Origin of the sequence: Neisseria sp. 20925_1_37 (assembly GCF_041433255.1) — a bacterium.
GTDB classification, from domain to species: Bacteria; Pseudomonadota; Gammaproteobacteria; order Burkholderiales; family Neisseriaceae; genus Neisseria; species Neisseria flavescens_D.
On the sequence record NZ_JAPWBC010000012.1, the window covers coordinates 1 to 25,377 of the forward strand.

Below are 25,377 nucleotides of genomic sequence, written 5' to 3' on the forward strand. Positions count from 1 at the left end.
GAAGGCTATATCGAGAAACTGCACATTACCCCCGCCAATGCCCATGAATGCAAACACCTGTCGCCTTTGTTGGAAGGACTACCCAAAGGCACGACCGTCTATGCCGATAAAGGCTATGACAGCAAGGAAAACCGGCAACATCTGGAAGAGCATCAGTTGCTGGACGGCATTATGCGCAAAGCCCACCGCAACCGTCCGCTGTCGGAAGCGCAAACCAAACGCAACCGATATTTGTCGAAAACCCGTTATGTGGTCGAACAAAGCTTCGGTACGCTGCACCGTAAATTCCGCTATGCCCGGGCAGCCTATTTTGGTCTGCTCAAAGTGAGTGCACAAAGCCATCTGAAGGTGATGTGTTTGAACCTGTTGAAAGCGGCTAACAGGCTAAGTGTGTCTGTTGCCGCCTAAAAGGCGGCCCGGATGCCTGATTATCAGGTATACGGGGAGGATTAAGGGGGTATTTGGGTAAAATTAGGAGTGATTTGTGGCGAAAACAGCTGAAAACCTGTGTGTGGGGTTTCGGTTGTTGAGGGAAGGCTTTTTTGCAAAGGTCTCAATCTTTAAACGGATAACAACGGCTGCTGCCGAACAATCGCGCGGATAATGGCGCGATTGGGGTGTAGTGCGGTTCTCAGCCTTTGCGATAGCGGATGCGGCAAACCGAGTATTTCGGCCGCAATGGCGGCGGCACAGATGGGGGCTGTCGCCAGGCCGCGTGTGCCGTGTGCCGTATTGATGTAGGCATTGGGCAGGTAAGGGCAGGGGATACTGTCGAGGCGGTAGTTTTTGTCCAATGCCAGCTTGGCGTAGGCGGACTGCATGGCGGCGATGTCGCCGAGTGCGCCGACAACGGGCAAGTGGTCGAGGCTGTCGCAACGTAGGGCGGCATGGCCTTGTGTGTCTTGAAGGCCGTCTGAAAACGAATCTTGCTCAAATAGGGATTGTGCCAATGGCGGATTGAGCTGTTGCAAGGCGGCGCGGTTTTCGGTTTCTTCGTGCGGATACCAAGTTTCATCGTTGCTGTTGAGCACAAATGTCGCGCCGTAGCAGTGGCGGCCTTGCCAGCTTGGACTGATGTAGCTTTCGCCGGAAATGGCGCAACGCAGTTTTTGTGAAAACGGGCTGGCGGACACAACGCCGGTTTGGCCGCGGATTTGGCGGAAAGGCAGGGCGGAGACGTTGGTGTCGGCGGCAGTAGGGCTGTGCGCGCCCATGCAGTAAACGATATGGCTGGCGTTGAAATGCGCGTTTGGCGTGTGTGCTATCCATTGTGCGCCGTCATGCGATACGGCGGTCAGCGGCGAGTGTTCGTGTAACTCGATCAGCGGATGGTTCAATAAGGCATGCACGACGGCGGGCGGATTCAGCCATACGCCTTGCTGCCAGTAAAGGCCGTCTGAAAATACGTCTATGCCTGCGATGGACGCAGCCTCTTCGGCGGATACGCTGCGGTAAAGGTGCTTATGCTGGTGTTGCAAACCCAAGGCCTGATTGCGTTTGCGTTCGCTGTCGTCAAAGTTTAAATGTAATACGCCGTCGCCGCCCCATACGTCGGAATCGGGTAGCAAGTCCTCCAGTAATCGGCGCGTGTAGCCGTAGCCTGTCAGCAGCAGCTCGGTTTGTTCGGTATCGTGTGGCGAGATTTTGGCGTAGAGCAAGCCTTGGCGGTTGCCGCTGCCTGCCTGCGCTGCTTTTCCGGCCTCTAAAACGGTAACGCGTACGCCGTGTTCCGCCAGTTTGCGTGCGGTTGCTGCGCCGGCAATGCCTGCGCCGATAATCAGGACGTGTTCGGGCGCAGCTTGATGTTCAGGCCGTCTGAACCAAGGTTTTAGAGGAATGGGGGCGGATTGGGGTATGGCTTCGGTTTGCCATTCGATATGATGGAAATGTTCGTGTAAGCGGTCGGCGCGGTGTGGCGGAACCAGCCAAAGGTGCACGTCAGGCAATAGGTTTTCCAAAACATTGACGCTGTTGAACTGAAGGCATTTCATGGCTTGAACGAGACGGTTGTTCAGACGGCCTTCAAGCTCGGAGGGATGATTCGATAATGGAAAATCGGGAATATGGTTTTCAGGCAGGCAGACAACCAAATAAAGCGGCGCGGTATGTTGTTCGATCGCGTGGCAAAGGTTGGCAAGGGAAGGCGTGGTGTTCCAAGCAAGGCAGGTCATGATGAAAGGCCGTCTGAAAAAAGAGGCTTTATTGTAACGCGGTTTGCGCGGATAGAATATCCGAACGGGTTTTGATAGAATCGTATGATATTTTGATTTTCAATTGATTTTCATACAGGAATTTTATGCGCCGTCTTTTATTGTGCCTTCTCGCTTCCGGCTTGCCCATCGCTTGCTCGTCCGCGTCGCCGGATAACGGCAGCAAAGCCGTTCAGTCCGAACGCTGGGCAACGCCCGTCAAACACGATGCCAACCTTTATCGCATCGACGACAAGCTTTACCGCAGCGAGCAGCCTGTTGCCGAAGATGGCGAAGCCATCGTCAAACTGGGCATTCAAAGCGTGATCAACTTGCGCTTTTTCGACCGCAACGATGACGACCATTTGAAAGAGTATGGTTTGACCTTGCTAAACCGTCCGTTACTGTCATGGAGCATTAAGCCGAAAGAGATTGCGGAAATCCTATACCTGATTGAAAAACAACAGCAAAATGGCGCAGTACTTATCCATTGTTATCACGGCGCAGACCGTACCGGTTTGATTGCCGGAATGTACCGTATCATTTATCAAGGCTGGCCGGTGGAAGAAGCAAAAGCCGAAATGCAACACGGGCCTTACGGTTATCACAGCATTTGGAAAAACATTGCCAACCTATTTACCGAAGAGAAAGTCAAGCAGGTTAAAACGCATTTAGAAGCCTTGCGTAAACGCGGTTAACACCAAGATTTAAATGATAAAAGGCCGTCTGAAAGAACAAATCTTTCAGACGGCCTTTTCAATGGCAGATTGCTTAAATCACAAAATCCGTAGATGATAATTGAATGCTTTGATCCATATCGGCAGACGGAGTTTTGGAAGAGCGGCCGACAGGTTTGGCCGGTACGCCGACGACGGTAATCGAAGACGGTACGTCGGCAACCACCACGCTGCCTGCGCCGATTTTGGCATTTTTGCCGATGCGGATGTTGCCCAATATCGAAGCGTTCGCACCAATCATCACGCCGTCGCCGATTTTCGGGTGGCGGTCGCCGCTTTCTTTGCCCGAGCCGCCCAGCGTTACGCCGTGGAGGATGGAAATATTGTTGCCCAAGACAGCGGTTTCACCAGCAACAAAACCGGTGGCATGGTCGAGCATCAAACCATGACCGAAACGGGCAGCTGGGTGGATATCGACGCCGAAGACTTCCGACATGCGGTTTTGCAGGAAATACGCCAGCGTTTTACGGCCGTTTTGATAGAGCCAGTGGTTGATGCGGTGTGCCTGTACGGCGTGGAAACCTTTGAAATACAACAGCGGCAGCGAATATTCATCACAAGCCGGGTCGCGCTCGTAAATGGCTTTTAAGTCGGCCTCGACACATTTGCTGATACGGGTGTCCACGCTCAAAGCCTGCTGATAAATTTCAAACAGCGCGCGCACATCCATAATCGGGCTGCCGAGTTTGCTGGAAAGATGGTAGGCAAGTACCGAATCGAGCGAATCGTGGCGTAACACGGTTTGGTGCAGGAAGCTTGCCAGCATCGGTTCGGTCGCGGCGGCAGCTTCGGTTTCTTCGCGGATTGTGTGCCACAGATTAAAATCGGTTGAATTCAAATGGTCTTTTTTCATATTCGAGGCCGTCTGAAGAATAAAATCAGATGGCTATCTTACCGTTTTCCAACGTCTTTTAACAAGGCATTTGATAATCGGTATTCAAATGCTTGAAGTTTTTTCAGACGGCCTTATATATGAAACATCGAATATCAACACGCTAAAAGGATGTCAGAAATGACGGAGCATAACGAACAACATCAACACGAAGCAGAAGAAGCGGCAGCCGTAGAAACTGCCGAAACCGTTGAAACTGAACAAGCAGAACCGACTTACGAAGATCTGCAGGCGCGTATTGCCGAGTTGGAAAGCCAGCTCAAAGACAGCGAGCTGCGCGGTTTGGCAAACGAGCAAAACCTGCGCCGCCGCCATCAGCAAGAGATTGCCGATACACATAAATTCGCTGGACAAAAATTTGCGGCCGAAATGTTGCCGGTTAAAGACTATCTTGAAATGGCGCTGCTCGACCAAAGCGGTAATTTCGATGCCCTGAAAATGGGCGTGCAAATGACTTTGAACGAGCTGCAAAAAGCATTTGATGCCACACACATTAAAGAAATCAACCCGCAGCCGGGCGATAAACTCGATCCGCACCAACATCAAGCGATGCAGGCAGTCGTCAGCGAGCAAGAGCCGAATACCATCGTCAGCGTGATGAAAAAAGGCTATACATTGGCCGACCGCGTACTGCGTCCTGCGATGGTTGTCGTGGCGAAAAAAGAAGATTGAAGGCACCGCTTGATAAAGTTTATCAAGCATAAAATCTTCAGACGGCCTTATCCGGTTTCAAAGCCCGATGTTCCGCTATTGGAGAATCATTCCGATAAACCGGAATCGGAAAATTAAAACCGGCCGTCTGGAAAAAGAATAAACGGCTTGTGGATAAATAAATCAAGTATTTGAATTTAATTTAAAAAAAAATTCAAATTAAGCCTTGAAAAAAAATGAAGCAACCTTATTTACAAGCCATCGGAACGAAATGTTCCACAGGAATATTAATTTAGAAAAGTTTATTAGGAGCAACATAATATGGCAAAAGTAATCGGTATTGACTTAGGTACAACCAACTCTTGTTTGGCCATTTCTGAAAATGGTCAAACCAAAGTGATCGAAAATGCAGAAGGTGCACGCACCACTCCTTCAGTTATCGCTTATTTGGACGGCGGCGAAATCCTCGTCGGTGCGCCTGCCAAACGCCAAGCGGTAACCAACGCTAAAAACACTATTTACGCCGCCAAACGTTTGATCGGCCACAAATTTGAAGACAAAGAAGTTCAACGCGACATCGAATCTATGCCTTTCGAAATTATCAAAGCCAGCAACGGCGACGCATGGGTGAAAGCGCAAGGTAAAGAGCTGTCTCCTCCTCAAATTTCCGCAGAAGTTTTGCGTAAAATGAAAGAAGCCGCTGAAGCTTACTTGGGCGAGAAAGTCACTGAAGCTGTGATTACCGTGCCTGCATACTTCAACGACAGCCAACGTCAAGCGACTAAAGACGCAGGCCGTATCGCAGGTTTGGAAGTAAAACGTATCATCAACGAACCAACCGCAGCCGCTTTGGCATTCGGTATGGACAAAGGCGACAACAAAGACCGCAAAGTAGCCGTATATGACTTGGGTGGCGGTACTTTCGATATTTCCATCATCGAAATTGCCAACCTCGACGGCGACAAACAATTCGAAGTATTGGCTACCAACGGCGATACCTTCTTGGGTGGTGAAGACTTCGACCAACGCTTGATCGACTACATCATTGACGAGTTCAAAAAAGAACAAGGCATTGATTTGAAACAAGACGTAATGGCTCTGCAACGTCTGAAAGAAGCTGCTGAAAAAGCCAAAATCGAATTGTCCAGCGGTCAGCAAACTGAAATCAACTTGCCATACATCACTATGGACGCAACCGGTCCTAAACACTTGGCCATGAAAATTACCCGTGCCAAATTTGAAAGCCTGGTTGAAGACTTGATCCAACGTTCTATCGAGCCTTGCAAAATCGCATTGAAAGATGCCGGCTTGAGCACCAGCGACATCGACGACGTGATTTTGGTTGGTGGTCAAAGCCGTATGCCGAAAGTACAAGAAGCCGTTAAAGCCTTCTTTGGTAAAGAGCCTCGTAAAGACGTGAACCCTGATGAAGCTGTTGCCGTAGGTGCAGCGATTCAAGGCGAAGTATTGAGCGGCGGCCGTAGCGACGTATTGCTGTTGGACGTAACGCCTCTGTCTTTGGGTATCGAAACCATGGGCGGCGTGATGACCAAGCTGATTCAAAAGAACACTACTATTCCGACTAAAGCGTCTCAAGTGTTCTCTACTGCCGAAGACAACCAAAGCGCAGTAACCATCCATGTACTGCAAGGCGAACGCGAACGCGCTTCTGCCAACAAATCTTTGGGTCAGTTCAACTTGACCGACATCGCACCTGCACCACGCGGTATGCCGCAAATTGAAGTTACTTTCGACATCGACGCCAACGGTATCTTGCACGTTTCTGCCAAAGACAAAGGTACTGGTAAAGCAGCCAATATTACCATCCAAGGTTCTTCAGGTTTGAGCGAAGAAGAAATCGAACGCATGGTAAAAGATGCCGAAGCCAATGCTGAAGAGGATAAAAAACTGACTGAATTGGTCGCTTCCCGCAACCAAGCTGAAGCCCTGATTCACTCTGTGAAAAAATCTCTGACTGACTACGGCGATAAACTTGACGCTGCTGAGAAAGAAAAAATCGAAGCTGCGTTGAAAGAAGCTGAAGAAGCAGTTAAAGGCGACGACAAAGCCGCTATCGATGCCAAAGCCGAGGCTTTGGGCGCAGCCAGCCAAAAATTGGGCGAAATGGTTTACGCTCAAGCGCAAGCCGAAGCACAAGCAGGCGAGGGCGCACAAGCCGAGTCTTCTGCTAAGAAAGACGACGACGTTGTAGATGCCGACTTTGAAGAAGTAAAAGACGACAAAAAATAATTGATGCCGTCTGAAAAAAGCGCGAATCGAAAGGTTCGCGCTTTTTGTCGTTTGGGAAATGTGTAAAGACGCTTTGTTAAAATTGATGGTAAACTTTCAAAACCATGCTACATCATCGTGTCGCCATACTTCTATTGCCGAATTTTGAACAGATTTCGCCGAATGCTGACAGCAGCTGACAGTCAAAGCCATTAATATTTGTCCATCGCTTGAGTGCGAATGAATTTTTATTTTTACCTCAAATCAATCCCTTGAAAGAAGATAAATATGAAAAAACTGATTCAAATGACCTCTTTGATGGTTGCAGCTGTCGGCTTGGTATTGGCTCCAGTCGCTTCTGCACACGGTAAACACGAAAAGCATCCGAAACAAGAACGTATGTATAAAAAAGCCAAACCGCAAACAATGAAAAAACCTGCACCTAAAGCCAAACACCACGCAGATAAGCCCAAACATCATCAAGAGCATCGCCACGACCATCATTAAGATGAATCCTCAACAATAAATAAGGCCGTCTGAAACCCAAACATTAGGTTTCAGACGGCCTTCGGTTTATCTGTCAAATAGCGCTTTGCCGTTTTTCTTGTGCCAAACGGGTCGGCTCCAGCCAGGCAATGTTTCTTTCTGCCAGCGCATCGCGCCAATAATCCAGTTTGGTATCCAAATCTTCAGAGAAACTGTCTTGATTCAAAAGCTGAATGATAACGCCGCCGTCCGTAGCTTCGGCCAAACGGCTGATTTGACGCAAAATGCCGCGATCGGGAACAGTTTGCGTGCGTACGCCGATGAGAAGTTGCGCCGGAGTTTGTTTCAATTCGGCTTCTAATTGTTCCAAATCTTTTCTGCCGGCGGCCACGCCTTTGTCTATCCACTCTTGCGCCAAAACGCCGGAAAACCAAAGCGGCTCAGGCCATTCCGTTTCCAGTGTAACAGCCCATTTGGGCGCATTATTCAGCGTAATTTTAGATGAAACGGGAACGATGTTTTCCTGAAAATCATCGGCATCGACAATCTTCGTTTGCCATGTGCGGAGGATGTTTTGATAGTAGGGCTGATTCAAATCCAAACGTTCGCGAAGGGTTTTTAAAGTAATCTTACAAGCCAGCCAAGCAAGCAAGCGCGGCAGAATGCCATAGCAGATAATGCTGCCGATGAGTAAGCCCGCCCAAGCGCGAGCATCTTCGATATGATTGTTCAGACGGCCTGCAATCACAGCCTGACTGTCGGGAACAGGAAAGCCCAAACGTTCCGGCAGCCATGACAAAGCCTCAACCGTTTTCACCAATGCCGTATTGCTTAAAAGCGTACTTTCCCAGTTGAACGTATATTGACGCACCAAAAGCAGCAGCAAAACAGAAACCAACATTCCCGACAGCGTGCAAAGCCACAGGCCGTGTGAAGTTGCCCCAATCAGCCAACGTGTTTGCGGTTTGCGCCATTCATCTACATAAAGCCGCAAAATTGCCTGATTGACCGGGTCTTTGCCTCGGAACCAAGTTGCCGGACTGCTGATAAAGTGCACATTTTTCAAATGCAGGAATAAAGTCGCCAGCCACACCAGCAGCATGACCGTATTCATGCCCAAAATCCCGGCCAATACCAGAAAAAAGTTCAGCCCCTGATTGTCCATCAAAAGATAAGTGCTGGAAAAACCGACCGTAAACAACAATGTCGCTGCAACAATCCAAAGCCAAAACGAGCCTGTCTCCACCTGTTGCAACACATATTTCAAATGCTGGTCGCGGTCGATAATTTGGGCACGGCGTATCAGTTTTTCCTCGTTGCCACCATTAATATGTCGCAACGCTTCCGTCGCCTGCACTGGATCTCCCGGAAAAATATAGGCACGTTCTTCAAGGATACGGACTAATTCGACAAGTTTTTGCGATGGATTCAACATAAATGATAGGCCGTCTGAAAAATAAAGTGGAAACGTCTGTTATACCCTCAAATAAACCCCTTTTTTGCAAAGGTCAAAAAATTAAAAGCGGTTTTGATTTTGAATAGGGTATATAGTGGAATAGATGTAAAATAAGCAGCCCGAAAGCTGCTTATTTTGAGTGTGGTGCGGACGGAGAGACTCGAACTCTCACACCTCTCGGCGCCAGAACCTAAATCTGGTGCGTCTACCAATTTCGCCACGTCCGCACTAATTTGAATCGTGGATTATACACAAGATTAATGGGGGCGCAAAGTCTTGTTTGCTTGAATTTTTCGGTTTATCCCTTATATAATGATTTATTCCGGCCGTCTGAAAGCAGGGTTTGTTTTCAGACGGCCTCAACTTTACTATTGGTGAGGAAGGGCAGATGCCTGCTTTATTAATTAAAGATTTTTTGCAGACGCAAGGTTTGAAGCTGCCTGCGGATGAGATACATGTTGCTTATTTGACTGCCCAGGCTGTGATTAAAATGGGCAATGCTTCGGTTGAGCGTTCGATTTTGTGGCCGTCTGAAAATGGTTGGCAGTTGGCGGATTATGTCGATGCCGAACATGAATGGTTGCTGAAACAGATTTTTATGGCTTTGGATTCGGTTGCCGAGCGCACCGAGCATTTGAAAAGCGCAGCCGTTTATACTGCGTTTCCGAAAGATGGTGCGTTGTCGCTGGTCCGTCTGAGCCGTTGGGGCGTGCCGTTGGAAAATGTGATTCCAATCGACGAGCAGGCCGGACAGGCTTTTTTGGCTGTGCGTACGGCGCAAAGCGGTTGGATGAATGTTTGTCAGAATGTGGCGTATTGGCAGGAAATTGGTGAATTGTCGGCCGAACGCAATCATCCCGGTTTGAGCCAGATTTCTGTTCCTGTCTGTATGCCCAGCGGTGCAGTTTTGGGTGTAGTGCATGCTGAGTTTGATATCAAAGACGGCGCGCCTGACGAAGTATTGGTGGCTTGGATTGCCCTTGCTTTGGCTCTGTCGGATTCTTTGAAAAATCTGTTGGGTGTGGCTGAAAGCGAGGAAGCGGAAAATGAGTAACGCGTTGAAGTTTGTCGCGTCATGCCGTTTGCCTACGGAATGGGGCGAATTTACCATGCACGGCTTTGAAGAAGAGAGCGGTCAGGAACATGTCGCATTGACGATGGGCGATGTTTCAGACGGCCTGCCTGTGTTGTCGCGTATTCATTCCGAGTGCTTGACCGGCGATGCTTTATTTTCGGTGAAATGTGATTGCGGCCCTCAGCTTCAAGCGGCGATGCAGGCCGTTCAGAAAGAAGGGCGTGGCGTTATCGTATATTTGCGCCAAGAAGGCAGGGGCATTGGTTTGATAAACAAAATCCGTGCGTATCGTCTGCAAGATCAGGGCTTGGATACGGTTGAGGCCAATGTTGCACTCGGCCTTCCTGTTGATGCGCGCGATTTCACTTTGGCTAAGCAGATTTATGATTATCTTCATATTCGTGAAGTCAAATTGTTGACCAATAATCCTGAAAAAATCCAAACGTTGAAAGATTCCGGCATCAATGTGGTCGAACGGATTGCATTGCATGTCGGCGAAAATGTGGAAAATGAACGTTATCTGCATACTAAAGCGGATAAATTGGGGCATTTGATTTTCGATTGATAGAACGGTATATCGGTAATTTTTGCGGTTAAATAAAATATTCTATATTCTTTCAATGGGATATATTTTTATTTAAATAAAAACCTTGCGCATGGCCTGATTTTTTGATTTAATGTCGGCTTATCGGGTGATTAGCTCAGTTGGTAGAGCGTCTGCCTTACAAGCAGAATGTCGGCGGTTCGACTCCGTCATCACCCACCAAGTTTCCTTTCATTGTCTTTGACAGTGGATGCGCGGTGGTAGCTCAGTTGGTTAGAGTACCGGCCTGTCACGCCGGGGGTCGCGGGTTCGAGCCCCGTCCGCCGCGCCATTATTTAAAAAGCACTGATTATATCAGTGCTTTTTTATTTGTCTTAAAGACACATCAGCTGCGAAAATAGGAACAGGTAAGTACAGGGTATTGAAATACTGTTTAACCTTAATTTCTTATGATTTAAAAAGGCCGTCTGAAACTTTTAAAATTTCAGACGGCCTTTAGTCTATTGAAACAATGGATTAAATATCCAATTCTGCCGTATCGCCTTCTTTTTCCATCCATGCGCGGCGGGCGGCGGCTTCGCCTTTGCCCATCAGTTTGACGAAGATGTCGCGTGTTTCGTCATCTGCACCTTCTGGAATTTGTACCTGCAACAGACGGCGGGTGTCGGGGTGCATGGTGGTATCTTTGAGCTGGTCGGGGTTCATCTCGCCCAAGCCTTTGAAGCGGCTGATGGAATAGGCGATTTCTTTGACGCCTTCTTTTTGCAGCCGCTCCAAGATGCTGTCGAGTTCGTTTTGGTCGAGGGCGTAGAATTTGCGGGCGGGTTTGCTTTTGCCTTGTGCGTTGACATCGACGCGGAACAGTGGTGGCTGAGCGACGTAGATGTGTCCGTCGGCGACCAGTTTCGGGAAGTGGCGGTAGAACAGGGTCAACAGCAAAACCTGAATATGCGAGCCGTCCACGTCGGCATCGGACAGGATAGCGATTTTGCCGTAGCGCAGGCCGCTTAAGTCGGGATTATCGTTGATTCCATGTGGATCGACGCCGATGGCGACGGAAATGTCGTGGATTTCGGCGTTGCCGAAGAGTTGGTCGGGGTGGACTTCAAAGCTATTAAGCACTTTGCCGCGCAGGGGCAGGATGGCCTGTGTGGCTTTGTCGCGGGCAAGTTTGGCTGAGCCGCCGGCGGAATCGCCTTCGACGAGGAAGAGTTCGTTTTCGCGGATGTCTTCACTTTCGCAGTCGGTCAGCTTACCGGGCAGGACAGCGACGCCGCTGCCTTTTTTCTTTTCAATCTTTTTAACCGAACGCATCCGTGCCTGTGCCTGACGGATAGCGAGTTCGGCGATTTTTTTGCCGTAGTCCACGTTTTGGTTTAGCCACAATTCCAAAGGGTCACCCGATACGGCGGCAACGAGTTTCAACGCGTCGCGGTTGGTCAGTTTGTCTTTGGTCTGACCTTGGAACTGTGGGTCGAGGACACGGGCGGAGAGGACGAAGGCGGTTTTGCCGAACACGTCGTCGCTTTGCACTTTCACGCCGCGCGGCAAGAGGTTATGCAGATTGATGAAGTTGTTGACGGCGTTGAACACGGCTTGTTTCAAGCCTGCTTCGTGCGTGCCGCCCAAAGGGGTGGGAATCAGGTTGACATAGCTTTCGTTGGCGCATGAGCCTTCTTCCAGCCAAGTCAGGGCAAAGGCGGCGCCTTCTCCAATGCTGAAATCGCCGTTGTGGCCGTCTGAAATGTAGTTTTCACAAGAGAAGATAGGCACGGCTTCTTGCGCGTCGGCAATAAGGTCGGTCAGATAGCTTTTCAAGCCGTCTGGATAGTGCCAAGTTTGGGTGTATGCTTCGTTTTCGCCTTTAACTGGACGGGTCAGGGAAACGCGCACGCCGGGCAGTAATACGGCTTTGGCGCGCAGCAGGCGTTCAAGTTCGGGAATGCTGTAATTCGGGCTTTCAAAATATTTGCCGTCCGGCCACACGCGCACTTCGGTGCCGCTGTCTTTGATGGCGCATTTGCCCACTTCAGTCAATGGCTCAATGACGTCGCCACCGGAAAAGACGATGCGGTGGACTTTGCCTTCGCGTTTGACCGTTACTTCAAGGCGGGTGGAAAGGGCGTTAGTAACAGATACGCCGACACCGTGCAGACCGCCTGAAAAGGCATAGGCGCTGCCGCCGTCTTTTTTGTTGAACTTGCCGCCTGCGTGCAGACGGGTGAATACGAGTTCGACTACGGGTACGCCTTCTTCAGGGTGTAGGCCGACGGGAATGCCGCGGCCGTTATCACGCACGGAAAGCGAACCGTCTTCATGAATTTGCACGTCAATTTCAGTCGCGAAACCACCCAACGCCTCGTCCGCCGCGTTATCAATCACTTCCTGACAGATATGGGTCGGGCTGTCGGTACGGGTGTACATGCCGGGACGTTCTTTGACCGGCTCCAAGCCTTTGAGGACGGTAATGCTGGATTCGCTGTATTGATTGTTTTTAGCCATAGGAATAATGTAAAGGCCGTCTGAAAGGATGAAAAACAACGCTTTCAGACGGCCTGAAAGCGTTTGGGTTATAGGTTTTCTATTGGATTGCGACGGATAAAGTCTTCATAGCTTTCTATACCGCGCAAGAAACGGGAGAGTTCGGTCAACGCGTCCAAATACACGCCGCGCTTGAAATCGATGACTTCGTCAACCGGCGCCCAGTATTGGTGCCAGCGCCAGCCGTCAAACTCAGGATGGTGGCAGGCGCGGAGGTTGACGTCGCTGTCGCGGCCGACCAAACGCAAAAGATACCAAATCTGTTTTTGTCCGCGATACGAACCGCGCCATTCGCGCCGCACCCAGTGGCTGGGCACGTCATAACGCAACCAGTCGCGCGTACGGCCAACGATTTTGATGTGTTGCGGCAACAGGCCGACTTCTTCGTACAATTCGCGGTACATGGCGGTCTCAGGACTTTCGCCCGGCTTGATGCCGCCTTGCGGAAACTGCCATGAATGTTCGCGTACGCGTTTGCCCCAAAAGACTTCGTTACGTTCGTTAATCAGGATAATACCGACATTGGGGCGATAGCCTTCTCTGTCTAACACGGGGTCGCCCTTCATTAAATTCAATCGTGCAATTTTCCCACAAATTGGGCGGTTTTGACAAATCTTGAGGCCGTCTGAATAAGCCCACAGTTTTTTCCAGACGGCATGAAACTGTTTCTGAAAAAATGTTGTTTATGAATAAAACCATAGCTTCAGGCCGTCTGAAAAATGAAATTTTTTTCTGCTTTAAGGTCTTGCATTCAAAAGCTTTTTGCCGTTTAATGCAAACCTTGCTGAATCAAGGGCAAAGGACACATGCCGGCCGCCCCCACAGTTTCCCTTTTGTAAGTGGCATCTGCCACCGCTGCAATATTTTTACCCCCCGAACAAAAGGTCTGAAACCATGAAAAAATCTTTGATGGCGGCGGCAATCGTGAGCCTCGTCTTGACTGCGTGTAGCGGTGGAAAAGAAACCGCCGCAGAATCTTCCGCATCTCAAACTCAAACTTCTTCCTCTCAAACGGATAAACTCAATATCTACAACTGGTCGGATTATGTCGATCCGGCCACGCTGTCTGCGTTTGAAAAAAATACGAATATCAATGTCCGCTACGATTACTACGATAGCAACGAAGCACTGGAAGCCAAGCTGCTGACCGGCAAGTCGGGTTATGACCTGGTTGCGCCGTCTATTGCCAATGTCGGCCGTCAGATTAAAGCCGGAGCGTATCAAAAAATCGATAAATCGCAAATTCCCGATTACGCCAATATCGATCCCGATTTGTTGAAAATGATGGAAGCCGTCGATCCGGGCAACGAATATGCCGTCCCTTATTTCTGGGGCATCAATACACTGGCGATTAACAAACAGCAGGTTCAAAAGGCTTTGGGTACGGACAAGTTGCCTGAAAACGAATGGGATTTGGTGTTCAATCCTGAATACACCCAAAAACTGAAATCCTGCGGCATCAGTTATTTCGACAGCGCCATTGAGCAGATTCCTTTGGCTTTGCATTATTTGGGCAAAGATCCGAACAGCGAAAACCCTGACGACATCAAAGCTGCTGTTGAAATGATGAAAAAAGTGCGTCCCGACATCAAACGCTTTACTTCGTCGGGCTATATCGACGATATGGCGGCTGGTAATCTTTGCGTATCGGTAGGCTACGGCGGCGACCTCAATATTGCCAAAACCCGTGCCAAAGAAGCCGGAAACGGCGTCGAAGTCGAAGTATTGGTGCCGAAAAGCGGCGTCGGTATTTGGGTGGATTCGCTGATGATTCCGCGTGATGCGCAAAATGTGGCCAATGCACACAAATACATCAATCACACGCTCAATCCAGAAACAGCGGCCAAAAACGGCAACTATGTGACTTATGCTCCGGCCAGCCGTCCGGCGCGTGATTTGATGGATGAAAAATACACCTCTGACGAATCGATTTTCCCAAGTAAAGAATTGATGGAAAAAAGCTTCATCGTCTCCCCTAAGTCAACCGATGCGAGCAAACTCAGCGTTCGCCTATGGCAGGCTTTGAAAGCAGGGCGATAATGAACATTGAAATTTGAATACTCAGGCCGTCTGAAACAGTTTTCAGACGGCCTGAGTGTTATAATTGTCAACACTTTTCAAATATCCTATGAGGAGAAACAGCGTTATGAACAATTCAGTCATCACCGTCATCGGCAAAGACCGTGTGGGCATTGTGTACGACGTTTCCAAAATTTTAGCGGAAAACCAAATCAATATTCTCAACATCAGCCAACAGCTGATGGACGATTTTTTTACCATGATTATTTTGGTGGACACTTCAAAATGTACCAAATCGCGTCAAGAGGTTTTGGATTTGTTTGCGGAAGAGAGCAAAAAACTCGCGCTTGATATCCGTATGCAAAACGAAGAAATTTTCCAAGCCATGCACCGTATTTAAGTCGGAGGGAGAGTCATGAGTATTCAATCCGGCGAGATTTTAGAAACCGTCAAAATGGTGGCCGACCAGAATTTTGACGTGCGCACCATTACCATCGGCATTGATTTGCACGACTGCATCAGCAGCGATATTAATGTGTTGAACCAAAATATTTACAACAAAATCACCACTGTCGGCAAGGACTTGGTGGCAACGGCAAAATATCTGTCTGCCAAATACGGCGTGCCGATTGTGAATCAGCGCATTTCCGTTACGCCGATTGCCCAAATCGCCGCGGCCACCCATGCCGATTCCTATGTCAGCGTGGCGCAAACTTTGGATAAGGCTGCCAAAGCCATCGGCGTGTCCTTTATCGGCGGCTTTTCTGCGCTGGTGCAAAAAGGCATGTCGCCTTCGGATGAGGTGTTGATCCGTTCCATTCCCGAAGCGATGAAAACCACCGATATCGTATGTAGCTCCATCAATATCGGTAGTACGCGTGCCGGTATCAATATGGATGCGGTCAAGCTGGCAGGCGAAACCATCAAACGCACGGCTGAAATCACGCCCGAAGGTTTCGGCTGCGCCAAAATTGTCGTGTTCTGTAACGCGGTGGAAGACAACCCGTTTATGGCGGGCGCGTTTCACGGTTCGGGCGAAGCGGATGCCGTTATCAATGTCGGCGTATCCGGCCCGGGTGTCGTAAAAGCCGCGTTGGAAAATTCAGATGCAACGACATTGACCAAAGTTGCGGAAGTAGTGAAGAAAACTGCTTTCAAAATTACCCGCGTGGGCGAACTCATCGGCCGCGAAGCCTCAAAAATGCTGAATATCCCATTCGGTATTCTCGACTTGTCATTGGCACCAACTCCTGCTGTTGGCGATTCGGTGGCGCGCATTCTTGAAGAAATGGGCTTGAGCGTCTGCGGTACGCACGGCACGACAGCGGCTTTGGCCTTGCTGAATGATGCCGTGAAAAAAGGCGGCATGATGGCTTCCAGCGCGGTCGGCGGTTTGAGCGGCGCATTTATCCCTGTTTCGGAAGACGAGGGCATGATTGCCGCTGCCGAAGCCGGTGTGCTGACATTGGACAAACTCGAAGCCATGACCGCTGTCTGCTCCGTTGGTTTGGACATGATTGCCGTTCCCGGCGATACGCCTGCTCATACCATTTCTGGCATCATCGCCGACGAAGCCGCCATCGGCATGATCAACAGCAAAACCACTGCCGTGCGCATTATTCCGGTAACCGGCAAGACCGTCGGCGACAGCGTCGAGTTCGGCGGCCTGTTGGGCTACGCGCCTGTAATGCCGGTCAAAGAAGGCTCATGCGAAGTGTTCGTTAATCGCGGTGGCAGAATCCCGGCGCCGGTTCAATCGATGAAAAACTGATTGGATTGATGAATAAAAAGGCCGTCTGAAATTGATTTTCAGACGGCCTTTTATATTTGCAGGCTGATTATTTGAACATATTTTTAATAATGCCCATTACGCTGCGGGAAATGGCGTTGGTTACTTGGCGGTTGATTTGGCTGCCGATGGCGTCGGCAACGTTGTAGCCCAGACCTTGGCCGGATTTTTTGCGTCCGCCGCTCAAACCGCCGATCAGTCCGCCGAGGATGCCGGGATCGGCATTGGCAGCCTCTTTTTCTGCGGTTTTTTGCGCTTTTTCCTGCTCTTTGGCGGCATTTGCGGCTTCTTTTTCAGCGGCAGCCTGGCTGTCTGCTTCGGCCAATGCTTCAAAAGCGGAGTAGTTGTCCACCATGTCTTTATAGGTTGGATATAAATCGTCGTTTTGGAACAGGCGGTTGCGTTCCTCTGCGGTAAGCGGGGTTAAGGAAGATTGCGGCGGCAGTATGAGGGCGCGTTCTACCTGCTCGGGCATACCTTTTTCATCAAGGAAGGAAACGAGGGCTTCGCCGACGCCGAGTTCGGCAATCGCTTCAGCAACTTTGATATTTGGGTTGCTGCGGAAGGTTTCGGCAGCGGCTTTGACTGCTTTTTGGTCGCGCGGTGTGAAGGCGCGTAGGGCGTGTTGTACACGGTTACCCAGTTGGCCGAGAATGGTATCGGGCAAGTCGAGTGGGTTTTGGGTAACAAAATATACGCCCACGCCTTTGGAACGAATCAGGCGCACAACTTGTTCGATTTGTTCGACCAACGCATTGGCGGCATTGTCGAACATCAAATGTGCTTCGTCGAAGAACATCACAAATTTTGGTTTGTCCAAATCGCCGACTTCGGGCAGGGTTTCAAACAACTCCGCCAGCATCCACAGCAAAAACGCGCTGTACATACGCGGCGAGCGCATCAGTTTTTCGGAGTTGAGGATGTTGATGATGCCTTTGCCGTTGTCGGTTTGCATCCAGTCTTGCAGGTTGAGGGAAGGTTCGCCGAAGAATTTTTCTGCGCCTTCGTTTTCCAAAGTCAGCAGTTGGCGTTGAATCGCGCCGATACTGGCGGCAGAAACGTTGCCGTATTGCGTGCGGTATTCCGAAGCATGGTCGGAAACGTGTTTCAACATGCTGCGCAGGTCTTTCAAGTCCAGAATGTGCCAGCCTCTGTCATCGGCAACTTTGAATACGAGGTTGAGCAAACCTTCTTGCGTGTCGTTCAGATTCATCAGGCGGGCCAAAAGCATAGGGCCCATTTCTGAAACGGTTACGCGTACGGGAATACCGGTTTCGCCGTAAACATCCCAAAAGCGCACGGGAAAATTTTGAAGCCATTGCTCGCCCAAATCAAACTCGGCGATGCGTTCGCCCACTTTGCCGCTGTTGGCACCGGCTTGCGCGATGCCCGACAAATCTCCTTTGACATCGACCAAGAATACAGGGATGCCTTCGCTGCTGAAGGCTTCCGCCATGCGGCGCAGGGTAACGGTTTTACCCGTACCGGTCGCACCGGCAATCAAGCCGTGGCGGTTGGCCATTTTGCCTTGGATTTCGAGCGTTTTCCCATCGGCACGCGCAATTTGAAATGTAGTCATGATTATTCCTTAGAATCCGTGATGTGAAACAATTTGTTGTCTTAAAAAACAAGCATTTTAACGTTTGCGGCGAGGGGATTCAACCAAGCGAAGTTTCAGACGGCCTTAAGTTTTGCAAAGGTTTTTTTGCAGTGATTGGACAAGGTTGAAATCTGCTATAATTCCATCTAATACGCAACCGTCTGACAAGGCGGTTGTTTTCTTTGTTTTTTGAATATTTTTTACGAAAGCGAAAGTCGGAATGACTGCACAACAAGCCCCTTTGGGCGAAAAAACCATGGCCGTGCTGATGGCGATGTTGGTCGCGCTGATGCCGTTTTCTGTCGATGCTTATCTGCCTGCGATTCCCGAAATGGCGAAGTCGCTGGGTTCGGACATCCACCGTATTGAGCAAAGCCTGAGCTTTTTTATGTTTGGCGTGGCGTTTGGTCAGGTGGTCGGCGGTTCGATTTCGGATATTAAAGGCCGCAAACCTGTCGCCTTGGTGGGCTTGAGCATTTACTTTGCCGCCGTTATCGGTTTGACGATGGTGAATAATGTCGAGCAGCTGCTGAACTTGCGTGCCTTGCAGGCGTTTGGCGCGGGGATGACCGTGGTGATTTCCGGCGCGATGGTGCGCGATTATTATTCCGGACGCAAAGCCGCGCAGATGTTTGCCTTAATCGGCATCATTCTGATGATTGTGCCGCTGATGGCGCCAATGATTGGTGCAGGTTTGCAGAATTTAGGCGGCTGGCGCATGATTTTCGGTTTTCTGGCCTGCTATTCGCTGCTGCTTTGGGGTTTGATGTGGTATTTCCTGCCCAAGCCGCACCAAAAAGGCAAAATCAGCATGGACGTGTTCGGCGTGGTGGCCGGCAGGTTTAAACGTGTTTTGAGAACGCGCGCCGCGATGGGCTATTTGTTTTTCCAAGCTTTCAGTTTCGGTTCGATGTTTGCTTTTTTGACCGAATCGTCGTTCGTGTACCAACACCTGTATCATGTTTCACCAAACCAATACGCTTGGATATTTGCGCTCAATATCATTACCATGATGTCGTTTAACCGCGTTACCGCATGGCGTTTGAAAACCGGTACGCATCCGCAAAACATCCTCAAATGGGGCATTATCGTCCAATTTGCCGCCAATCTGCTGATGGTGGTTTTGGTGTTGTCGCTGTCTTTGCCGCCTTTGTGGGCTTTGGTGCTGTGCGTGATGTTTTCAGTCGGTACGCAAGGCTTGGTCGGAGCGAACACTCAAGCCTGCTTTATGAGCTATTTCAGTGCAGAGGGCGGCAGCGCAAATGCGGTTTTAGGCGTGTTCCAATCCCTCATCGGCGCATCGGTTGGCATGGCAACGACTTGGCTGCATAATGGTTCTGCCTTGGTAATGGCCGGTATGATGTTGAGTTCGACTATATGCGGTATCGTGCTGTTGTGGATTTGCTCGCATCAGGCTTGGGTAGAAAACGATAAAAAAGAATATGTTTAACCTTCAGGCCGTCTGAAAAACGGTTTCAGACGGCCTCAACTTTATATTGAAGAAATTAACCATGAGTACCAGCAAACAACGCCCCATCGGCGTATTCGATTCCGGCGTCGGCGGCTTGACCAATGTCCGCGCCCTGATGGAACGCCTGCCGATGGAAAACATCATCTATTTCGGCGATACCGCACGCGTTCCCTACGGCACCAAATCCCGCGCCACCATCGAAACTTTCGCCATGCAGATTGTCGATTTCCTGCTGGAAAACGATGTCAAAGCACTCGTTATCGCGTGCAACACCATCGCTGCCGTTGCCGGACAAAAAATCCGCCAAAAAGCAGGCAATATGCCTGTATTGGACGTCATTTCCGCCGGTGCGGAAGCTGCTTTGCAAACCACTAAAAACAACCGAATCGGCATTATCGCGACCAATACCACCGTCAACAGTAATGCCTACGCGCGCGCTATCCATTCGCAAAACAACGACACACTGGTGCGCACGCAAGCCGCGCCCCTGCTTGTGCCATTGGTGGAAGAGGGCTGGCTCGATCACGAAGTTACACGTCTGACCGTACGCGAATACTTGAAGCCGCTTTTGGCAGACGACATCGACACGCTGGTGTTGGGTTGTACCCACTTCCCACTGCTCAAACCACTTATCGGCCGCGAAGCGCAAAACGTCACCTTGGTCGATTCCGCCATCACCACCGCCGAAGCCACCGCCAAAGCCTTGGCGCAAGCAGGTTTGCTGAATACAGAAAACGACAACCCGGATTACCGCTTCTACGTCAGCGACATCCCACTGCGCTTCCGCACCATCGGCGAACGCTTCTTGGGTAGAAGTATGGAACAGATTGAGATGGTAACGTTGGGTTAATTGGAAATATTAAAGGCCGTCTGAAAACCTGATTCAGGTTTTCAGACGGCCTTTCTACTTCCTGAGTATTTTATCTGCCTGACTGTTCTCACACGTTGTCTGTCCACGCACTCGGCAGGAACGGTGCAAAGCTGAGTTTGCCGCCCCAAGTTTTCATTTGGGCGAAACCTTGGATGATAGCGAGCCACGAGCCGGTCATAGAAGTTAAGCCACGGTATTGTAGGCATTTTCGTGAAAGTTAGATTTTTAACTTCACGGATTCAGTACATATTCAATGATTAAATTTATTTTCCATAAAATTGGCAAACCTCACTAAGGCTAGCATAACAGGAACCTCAACCAGAACACCTACGACAGTTGTTAGCGTAGCTCCTGATAATAGCCCAAATAGAGATATAGAAACTGCAACGGACAGCTCGAAAAAATTAGATGCACCAATCATGCCACATGGAGCTGCAATTGAATATGGTAGCTTTGCTAAATATGCCATGAAAAATGTTATTGCAAATATAAACAAAGTTTGAATTATCAAAGGAATTGCAATGAGGATAATATTTAGTGGCTGATCCAATATCTTCTGTCCTTGAAATGAAAATATTATAATCAGCGTCAACAATAATCCCATCATAGTGTATTTATCAAATGCAGGGATAAAAGTTTTATTTAGGTAGTCCTCCCCTTTGTGTTTAATGATTATACTTCTAGTTGCCATGCTTAAAATAAGAGGAACAACAATAAATAATACAATGGATAATAAAAGTGTTCCCCATGGAATATTTATATTTCCAATCTTTAATAAGAAGCTCACAATTGGTATATATGCAATCAAAATAATTAAGTCGTTACTAGCTACCTGTACTAAGGTATAAGCACTATCACCTCTTGTTAACTTGCTCCATACAAATACCATTGCGGTACATGGTGCAGCTCCGAGTAAAACCGCCCCGGCTAAATATTCTGATGCCAATTCCTTATTAATAAATCCTTTATAAATAACAAAGAAAAATAAGAATGCGATTAAATACATGGTGAGTGGCTTAATGATCCAATTTACAAACCATGTAATAAATAGACCTTTAGGATTTTTTCCTATGTCTTTTATACTCTTAAAATCAATTTTCAACATCATTGGATAAATCATTATCCAAAGTAAAATTGTTGTTGGTATAGACACGTTGTAGAACTCAAATTTTCCTAACCTATCTGGAATAGAAGGAAAATATTTCCCAATAAATATGCCTATTGCCATACAAATTAACACCCAAAAAGTCAGGTTTTTCTCAAAAAAACCAATTCCATTTATTTTCTTCATTTCTAAATCTACTTAAATTCTTCATTTGCTTTAGCAGATAATATCTTGTTACTAGGATTTGCTTTATACAAGGATGAATTAACAATCTACCAATTTGTATGAATTGATGCCCTTGTTAGATCTTCTTCTAATCGATATGCCTCATAAAATGGGGTAGCCTCCACCAAGCTAACGATTAATACTTCTGTTTCCTCTTCCTTTAATCTAAGTAACAAGTTTTTTACAGATTCAGGTATCTGCCCTTGTGTTCTTTTAACTTCTTGATGATAACTTAAAGTTGAGTCTAACAACAAGGTATAACCCGTAGAAGCAGTATAAATCACCACTATTTCATCGTCTGCTTTTTCCACGAGCAATGTGCAGACCGTCTTCGGTGCTGATGGCAGTGGTCTTTCTGGACGAACGCCCCAGTACGCAGGAATGAATAGGGCTGGAGCTGGTTACGGCGGGCGTATTGACGCTGGCTTTGAAACGCTAGAAATATTTTTCCAATGAGAAAGGTCGTCAGAAAACCAAAATTCTGGTTTTCAGACGACCTTTTTACTTCCTTAGGATTTTATCTGCCCGACTGTTCCCACACGTTTTGCAAGTAGGCGTAGGTCAGCTCGGCGGTGCCGGACACCAGCGCGATGTCGCTGCCCAAATCTTCGGCTTTGCCCACGCCGATGGGCAAGGCGCCGGCGGCTTTGATGGCGGCGACGCCGGCGGCGGCGTCTTCGATGCCGATGCAGTGGCGGATATCCGCGTCTACACCCTCGGCTGCTGCAAGGAAGATGTCGGGGGCGGGTTTGGAATGTGCGACGGCGGCAGGGTCGGCAATGGCGTCGAAGAAGTGGGTCAGCCCCATGCGTTCGAGCAGGAACGGGCCGTTTTTACTGGCGGACGCGAGGGCGATTTTTTTGCCGTTTGCTTTCAATGTTTCCAGCAGGGGCAAAATGCCGGGGTATACGTCTTCGGGTTTGACTGCCTGAATCATCTCGACGTAGTTGTCGTTTTTACGGCGGGTCAGTTCGGCGAACTCGACTTCGCTGACGGTTTTGCCGCCGTGCGCGAGGATGCGTTTGAGCGAATCGTCGCGCGATACGCCTTTGAGCTGCTCGTTAAACTTGCGGTCGATGCTGATGCCCAGTTCTGCGGCGAGCTTTTTCCATGCGCGGTAGTGGTATTCGGCGGTGTCGGTAATGACGCCGTCGAGATCAAAGAGCACTGCGGTGAAAGTCATTTTGCACCTTCCTTATTTTTCCAACGCGACAGTGTGGCTGCCGTTGAGCGTGATGTCTTTGCCGTACACCTGCAAATCGAGCGGCTCGCCTTTGAGCAGGGTAAAGACGACGTTTTCTTTGCCGACGGCGACTTTAATCAGACGGCCGCGGTAGTTGATGTGGAAGGCGTAGCCTGTCCACGCACTCGGCAGGAACGGTGCAAAGCTGAGTTTGCCGCCCCAAGTTTTCATTTGGGCGAAACCTTGGACGATGGCGAGCCACGAGCCAGTCATGGAGGTGATGTGCAGGCCGTCTTCGGTGTCGTTGTTGTAGTTGTCCAAGTCCAGGCGGGCGGTGCGCTGGTACATTTCCACGGCTTTTTCTTCTTTGCCCAGTTCGGCAGCGAGGATGGAGTGGATACAAGGTGACAACGAGCTTTCATGCACGGTCATCGGTTCGTAGAAGTCGAAGTTGCGGCGTTTTTCGTCGATATTGAAACGGTCGCCGAAGAAGTAGATGCCTTGCAATACGTCCGCCTGTTTGATGAAGGGCGAACGCAGGATTTTGTCCCACGACCATTTCTGGTTGAGCGGCAAATCGTCAGACGAAAGCGCGGACACGGGGCGGATGTCTTTGTCGAGGAAGCCGTCGTGTTGCACGAATACGCCGAGTTCTTCATCATGAGGACGGTACATATTCACGCTGATGTCTGCCCATTTTTCCAACTCGGCGGCACTCACGTTCAAATCCGGACGCGGGTATTTCGCCAAGGCTTCGCGGGTGTAGTCCAATACCCATGCGGCGAGGGTATTGGTGTACCAGTTGTTGTTGATGTTGTTTTCGTATTCGTTCGGGCCGGTTACGCCGTGAATCATGTATTTGCCGTTGCGTTTGGAGAAGTGGACACGGTCTGCCCAGAAGCGGGACACTTCGACCAAGACTTCCAAGCCTTCTTTGGCAAGATAGCTTTCGTCGCCGGTGTAGTTGGTGTAGTTGTAGATGGCGTAAGGAATCGCGCCGTTGCGGTGGATTTCCTCGAAGGTGATTTCCCATTCGTTGTGGCACTCGATGCCGGTAAACGTCACCATCGGATAGAGTGCACCCGCCAAGCCCTGTTCGCGCGCGTTGTGTTGCGCCTGCGGCAGTTGGTTGTGGCGGTATTGCAGCAGGTTGCGGGTAACTTCGGGTTCAGCCAGTGCGAGGTAGAGCGGTACGGCGTAGGCTTCGGTATCCCAATAGGTCGCGCCGCCGTATTTTTCGCCGGTAAAGCCTTTCGGGCCGATGTTCAGACGCGCGTCTTCGCCGTAGTAGGTGGAGAACAGTTGGAACAGGTTGAAGCGGATGCCCTGCTGCGCTTCGTCGCTGCCTTCGATGACCACGTCGGCGATTTCCCAACGGTGCAGCCAGCCTGCTTTGTGTGCATCTAACAAGGTTTCAAACGCAACGCCTGCGACTTTTTCCGACAAGGCGCGACCTGCGGCTTTCACTGCTTCCAAGCCCTGATAATCGCGGCTGGTGGTAACAATCACACGTTTTTCAAAGGTTTCGGGCGTACCGCCGACTTCGGCCTCAAAAGAATTAGAGACCTGCCAATCGGTTTGGCTGCCGCCTAGGGCTTTGAAGCTGCCGGCGAAGGTTTGCTCGGCGTTGACGATGAATTGTTCCACGTCGAAAGGGTTGGCGACGGTTTGGGTGGCAATATAGGAGAGGCCGTCTGAAACGCTTTTATCCAATACCTGCCAGAATTTTTCTTCGTAGTTGGAGTCTTCGTTTTTCACGTCGGCGTCGATAATGGAATCGATGCGGACTTGGTGGGTTTTGCCGTCAACGGATATGGCTTCCCAGCGGATGAGAGCCAGCTCTTTTTGCGCGACGGACAGGAATTTGCACACATCGAAACGCACGCCGAATACGGTGAACGAGCGGCGCAATACGCCGTGCTGCATATCGAGTTCGACGGAGAAGCTGGCAACATCGTTTTTCGCCAAGTCCACTTCCTGACCGTCGACAAAGATTTTGACTTTACTGAAATTGAGCGCGTTGATGGCTTTGCCAAAATATTTGGGGTAGCCGTTTTTCCACCAGCCGACGCGGGTTTTGTCGGGGAACCACACGCCGGCGATGTAGGTGCCCAAGTGGCTGTCGGCGGAGTAGGTTTCCTCAAAGCTGCCGCGCATACCCATATAGCCGTTGCCCAAGCTGGTCAGGCTCTCTTGCAGCCGTTTGTGTTCTTTTTCCAGTTTTGCCGAACGCAGCGTCCAAGGGCTGATTTCCATGATTCTTGTGTACATTTATGAAGCTCCTGTTATTAAAATTGTAAGTTCGGCAAAGGTT

Annotated in this window: 22 protein-coding genes, 3 tRNA genes and 1 pseudogene; 14 read left to right on the forward strand and 12 right to left on the reverse strand. The window is 49.6% G+C overall.

Annotated elements, in window-relative coordinates; genetic code table 11:
- Window positions 1–408 (forward strand): transposase (locus tag O3661_RS09010; protein WP_371493140.1); only part of this gene is annotated, 408 nt, incomplete at its 5' end.
- Window positions 409–560: 152 nt separating this feature from the next.
- Here the strand turns inward: O3661_RS09010 and mnmC are convergent.
- Window positions 561–2,171, reverse strand: coding sequence for an FAD-dependent 5-carboxymethylaminomethyl-2-thiouridine(34) oxidoreductase MnmC (gene mnmC, locus O3661_RS09015; RefSeq protein ID WP_371493142.1), 1,611 nt, complete (start codon window positions 2,169–2,171; stop codon window positions 561–563).
- Between the two features lie 125 nt (window positions 2,172–2,296).
- On the opposite strand from mnmC, the gene O3661_RS09020 reads away from it, so the two are divergent.
- Entirely contained in the window at window positions 2,297–2,887 is a 591-nt protein-coding gene (locus tag O3661_RS09020) for a tyrosine-protein phosphatase (RefSeq protein WP_371493143.1), read from the forward strand.
- Window positions 2,888–2,960: 73 nt separating this feature from the next.
- On the opposite strand, the gene cysE is transcribed toward O3661_RS09020, so the two are convergent.
- Window positions 2,961–3,779 (reverse strand): serine O-acetyltransferase, encoded by an 819-nt coding sequence (cysE, locus tag O3661_RS09025; RefSeq protein WP_371493144.1) that lies wholly within the window; start codon window positions 3,777–3,779, stop codon window positions 2,961–2,963.
- A gap of 150 nt (window positions 3,780–3,929) precedes the next feature.
- Between cysE and grpE the strand changes: the two genes are divergently transcribed.
- From grpE to O3661_RS09040, 3 genes are all read left to right on the forward strand, one after another.
- The gene (grpE, locus tag O3661_RS09030; RefSeq protein WP_371493146.1) at window positions 3,930–4,490 is read left to right on the forward strand and encodes a nucleotide exchange factor GrpE; all 561 of its coding nucleotides are present in this window, start codon (window positions 3,930–3,932) and stop codon (window positions 4,488–4,490) included.
- Between the two features lie 300 nt (window positions 4,491–4,790).
- Window positions 4,791–6,719, forward strand: a complete 1,929-nt coding sequence (gene dnaK, locus O3661_RS09035) for a molecular chaperone DnaK (RefSeq protein WP_254324618.1) — start codon at window positions 4,791–4,793, stop codon at window positions 6,717–6,719.
- A gap of 267 nt (window positions 6,720–6,986) precedes the next feature.
- Window positions 6,987–7,205 (forward strand): hypothetical protein, encoded by a 219-nt coding sequence (locus O3661_RS09040; RefSeq protein WP_371493147.1) that lies wholly within the window; start codon window positions 6,987–6,989, stop codon window positions 7,203–7,205.
- 73 nt (window positions 7,206–7,278) lie between these two features.
- Here the strand turns inward: O3661_RS09040 and O3661_RS09045 are convergent, their stop codons facing one another.
- Together O3661_RS09045 and O3661_RS09050 are read right to left on the reverse strand one after the other, a co-directional pair.
- Window positions 7,279–8,619 (reverse strand): DUF2868 domain-containing protein, encoded by a 1,341-nt coding sequence (locus O3661_RS09045; RefSeq protein ID WP_371493148.1) that lies wholly within the window; start codon window positions 8,617–8,619, stop codon window positions 7,279–7,281.
- A 163-nt stretch (window positions 8,620–8,782) separates the two neighbouring features.
- A tRNA-Leu gene (locus O3661_RS09050) sits at window positions 8,783–8,867 on the reverse strand.
- Between the two features lie 161 nt (window positions 8,868–9,028).
- On the opposite strand from O3661_RS09050, the gene O3661_RS09055 reads away from it, so the two are divergent.
- From O3661_RS09055 to O3661_RS09070, 4 genes are all read left to right on the forward strand, one after another.
- Window positions 9,029–9,694 (forward strand): hypothetical protein, encoded by a 666-nt coding sequence (locus O3661_RS09055; RefSeq protein WP_371493150.1) that lies wholly within the window; start codon window positions 9,029–9,031, stop codon window positions 9,692–9,694.
- Complete coding sequence (gene ribA / locus O3661_RS09060) at window positions 9,687–10,280, forward strand: GTP cyclohydrolase II (RefSeq protein WP_070843162.1); 594 nt, start codon at window positions 9,687–9,689, stop codon at window positions 10,278–10,280. The genes O3661_RS09055 and ribA overlap by 8 nt, the downstream gene beginning before the upstream one ends.
- A gap of 125 nt (window positions 10,281–10,405) precedes the next feature.
- Window positions 10,406–10,481: transfer RNA gene (locus tag O3661_RS09065), tRNA-Val, on the forward strand.
- Between the two features lie 32 nt (window positions 10,482–10,513).
- Window positions 10,514–10,590 (forward strand) — tRNA-Asp (locus O3661_RS09070).
- A 185-nt stretch (window positions 10,591–10,775) separates the two neighbouring features.
- Here the strand turns inward: O3661_RS09070 and parE are convergent.
- Window positions 10,776–12,761: a DNA topoisomerase IV subunit B gene (gene parE / locus O3661_RS09075; RefSeq protein ID WP_371493152.1), complete on the reverse strand. Its 1,986-nt coding sequence runs from the start codon at window positions 12,759–12,761 to the stop codon at window positions 10,776–10,778.
- Between the two features lie 68 nt (window positions 12,762–12,829).
- A complete protein-coding gene (locus O3661_RS09080; RefSeq protein ID WP_049336237.1) occupies window positions 12,830–13,366 on the reverse strand; it encodes an RNA pyrophosphohydrolase in 537 nt (178 codons plus the stop codon).
- A gap of 328 nt (window positions 13,367–13,694) precedes the next feature.
- Here O3661_RS09080 and O3661_RS09085 point away from each other — a divergent pair, with 328 nt between their 5' ends.
- The 3 genes from O3661_RS09085 (at window position 13,695) to O3661_RS09095 (ending at window position 16,590) form a co-directional block, all read left to right on the forward strand.
- Entirely contained in the window at window positions 13,695–14,840 is a 1,146-nt protein-coding gene (locus tag O3661_RS09085) for a polyamine ABC transporter substrate-binding protein (RefSeq protein WP_371493154.1), read from the forward strand.
- Between the two features lie 106 nt (window positions 14,841–14,946).
- Complete coding sequence (locus O3661_RS09090; RefSeq protein WP_003680574.1) at window positions 14,947–15,219, forward strand: ACT domain-containing protein; 273 nt, start codon at window positions 14,947–14,949, stop codon at window positions 15,217–15,219.
- Between the two features lie 15 nt (window positions 15,220–15,234).
- Window positions 15,235–16,590 carry a PFL family protein gene (locus tag O3661_RS09095; protein ID WP_371493156.1) on the forward strand — a complete coding sequence of 452 codons (1,356 nt, stop codon included), beginning with the start codon at window positions 15,235–15,237 and terminating at the stop codon, window positions 16,588–16,590.
- Window positions 16,591–16,657: 67 nt separating this feature from the next.
- On the opposite strand, the gene O3661_RS09100 is transcribed toward O3661_RS09095, so the two are convergent.
- Entirely contained in the window at window positions 16,658–18,187 is a 1,530-nt protein-coding gene (locus O3661_RS09100; protein ID WP_371493157.1) for a helicase HerA-like domain-containing protein, read from the reverse strand.
- 241 nt (window positions 18,188–18,428) lie between these two features.
- On the opposite strand from O3661_RS09100, the gene O3661_RS09105 reads away from it, so the two are divergent.
- Complete coding sequence (locus O3661_RS09105; protein WP_371493159.1) at window positions 18,429–19,658, forward strand: multidrug effflux MFS transporter; 1,230 nt, start codon at window positions 18,429–18,431, stop codon at window positions 19,656–19,658.
- Window positions 19,659–19,719: 61 nt separating this feature from the next.
- Window positions 19,720–20,529 carry a glutamate racemase gene (murI, locus tag O3661_RS09110; RefSeq protein WP_003747483.1) on the forward strand — a complete coding sequence of 270 codons (810 nt, stop codon included), beginning with the start codon at window positions 19,720–19,722 and terminating at the stop codon, window positions 20,527–20,529.
- 100 nt (window positions 20,530–20,629) lie between these two features.
- Here murI and O3661_RS09115 read toward each other — a convergent pair.
- From O3661_RS09115 to O3661_RS09135, 5 genes and pseudogenes are all read right to left on the reverse strand, one after another.
- A pseudogene (locus O3661_RS09115) lies at window positions 20,630–20,737 on the reverse strand (glycosyl hydrolase family 65 protein); the annotation flags it as partial.
- 63 nt (window positions 20,738–20,800) lie between these two features.
- A complete protein-coding gene (gene arsB, locus O3661_RS09120; RefSeq protein ID WP_101130384.1) occupies window positions 20,801–21,841 on the reverse strand; it encodes an ACR3 family arsenite efflux transporter in 1,041 nt (346 codons plus the stop codon).
- Between the two features lie 86 nt (window positions 21,842–21,927).
- Entirely contained in the window at window positions 21,928–22,191 is a 264-nt protein-coding gene (locus O3661_RS09125; protein WP_371493160.1) for a hypothetical protein, read from the reverse strand.
- A 206-nt stretch (window positions 22,192–22,397) separates the two neighbouring features.
- Window positions 22,398–23,063 carry a beta-phosphoglucomutase gene (gene pgmB, locus O3661_RS09130; protein WP_371493162.1) on the reverse strand — a complete coding sequence of 222 codons (666 nt, stop codon included), beginning with the start codon at window positions 23,061–23,063 and terminating at the stop codon, window positions 22,398–22,400.
- Window positions 23,064–23,075: 12 nt separating this feature from the next.
- Window positions 23,076–25,334 (reverse strand): glycoside hydrolase family 65 protein, encoded by a 2,259-nt coding sequence (locus O3661_RS09135; protein ID WP_371493163.1) that lies wholly within the window; start codon window positions 25,332–25,334, stop codon window positions 23,076–23,078.
- Window positions 25,335–25,377 lie beyond the last annotated feature (43 nt).

What these genes read in the sequence shown, in the direction of transcription:
- mnmC (WP_371493142.1), bottom strand. Translation starts at nt 2,171, where the DNA reads ATGACCTGCCTTGCTTGGAACACCACGCCTTCCCTTGCCAACCTTTGC.
- O3661_RS09020 (WP_371493143.1), top strand. Translation starts at nt 2,297, where the DNA reads ATGCGCCGTCTTTTATTGTGCCTTCTCGCTTCCGGCTTGCCCATCGCT.
- cysE (WP_371493144.1), bottom strand. Translation starts at nt 3,779, where the DNA reads ATGAAAAAAGACCATTTGAATTCAACCGATTTTAATCTGTGGCACACA.
- grpE (WP_371493146.1), top strand. Translation starts at nt 3,930, where the DNA reads ATGTCAGAAATGACGGAGCATAACGAACAACATCAACACGAAGCAGAA.
- dnaK (WP_254324618.1), top strand. Translation starts at nt 4,791, where the DNA reads ATGGCAAAAGTAATCGGTATTGACTTAGGTACAACCAACTCTTGTTTG.
- O3661_RS09040 (WP_371493147.1), top strand. Translation starts at nt 6,987, where the DNA reads ATGAAAAAACTGATTCAAATGACCTCTTTGATGGTTGCAGCTGTCGGC.
- O3661_RS09045 (WP_371493148.1), bottom strand. Translation starts at nt 8,619, where the DNA reads ATGTTGAATCCATCGCAAAAACTTGTCGAATTAGTCCGTATCCTTGAA.
- O3661_RS09055 (WP_371493150.1), top strand. Translation starts at nt 9,029, where the DNA reads ATGCCTGCTTTATTAATTAAAGATTTTTTGCAGACGCAAGGTTTGAAG.
- ribA (WP_070843162.1), top strand. Translation starts at nt 9,687, where the DNA reads ATGAGTAACGCGTTGAAGTTTGTCGCGTCATGCCGTTTGCCTACGGAA.
- parE (WP_371493152.1), bottom strand. Translation starts at nt 12,761, where the DNA reads ATGGCTAAAAACAATCAATACAGCGAATCCAGCATTACCGTCCTCAAA.
- O3661_RS09080 (WP_049336237.1), bottom strand. Translation starts at nt 13,366, where the DNA reads ATGAAGGGCGACCCCGTGTTAGACAGAGAAGGCTATCGCCCCAATGTC.
- O3661_RS09085 (WP_371493154.1), top strand. Translation starts at nt 13,695, where the DNA reads ATGAAAAAATCTTTGATGGCGGCGGCAATCGTGAGCCTCGTCTTGACT.
- O3661_RS09090 (WP_003680574.1), top strand. Translation starts at nt 14,947, where the DNA reads ATGAACAATTCAGTCATCACCGTCATCGGCAAAGACCGTGTGGGCATT.
- O3661_RS09095 (WP_371493156.1), top strand. Translation starts at nt 15,235, where the DNA reads ATGAGTATTCAATCCGGCGAGATTTTAGAAACCGTCAAAATGGTGGCC.
- O3661_RS09100 (WP_371493157.1), bottom strand. Translation starts at nt 18,187, where the DNA reads ATGACTACATTTCAAATTGCGCGTGCCGATGGGAAAACGCTCGAAATC.
- O3661_RS09105 (WP_371493159.1), top strand. Translation starts at nt 18,429, where the DNA reads ATGACTGCACAACAAGCCCCTTTGGGCGAAAAAACCATGGCCGTGCTG.
- murI (WP_003747483.1), top strand. Translation starts at nt 19,720, where the DNA reads ATGAGTACCAGCAAACAACGCCCCATCGGCGTATTCGATTCCGGCGTC.
- arsB (WP_101130384.1), bottom strand. Translation starts at nt 21,841, where the DNA reads ATGAAGAAAATAAATGGAATTGGTTTTTTTGAGAAAAACCTGACTTTT.
- pgmB (WP_371493162.1), bottom strand. Translation starts at nt 23,063, where the DNA reads ATGACTTTCACCGCAGTGCTCTTTGATCTCGACGGCGTCATTACCGAC.
- O3661_RS09135 (WP_371493163.1), bottom strand. Translation starts at nt 25,334, where the DNA reads ATGTACACAAGAATCATGGAAATCAGCCCTTGGACGCTGCGTTCGGCA.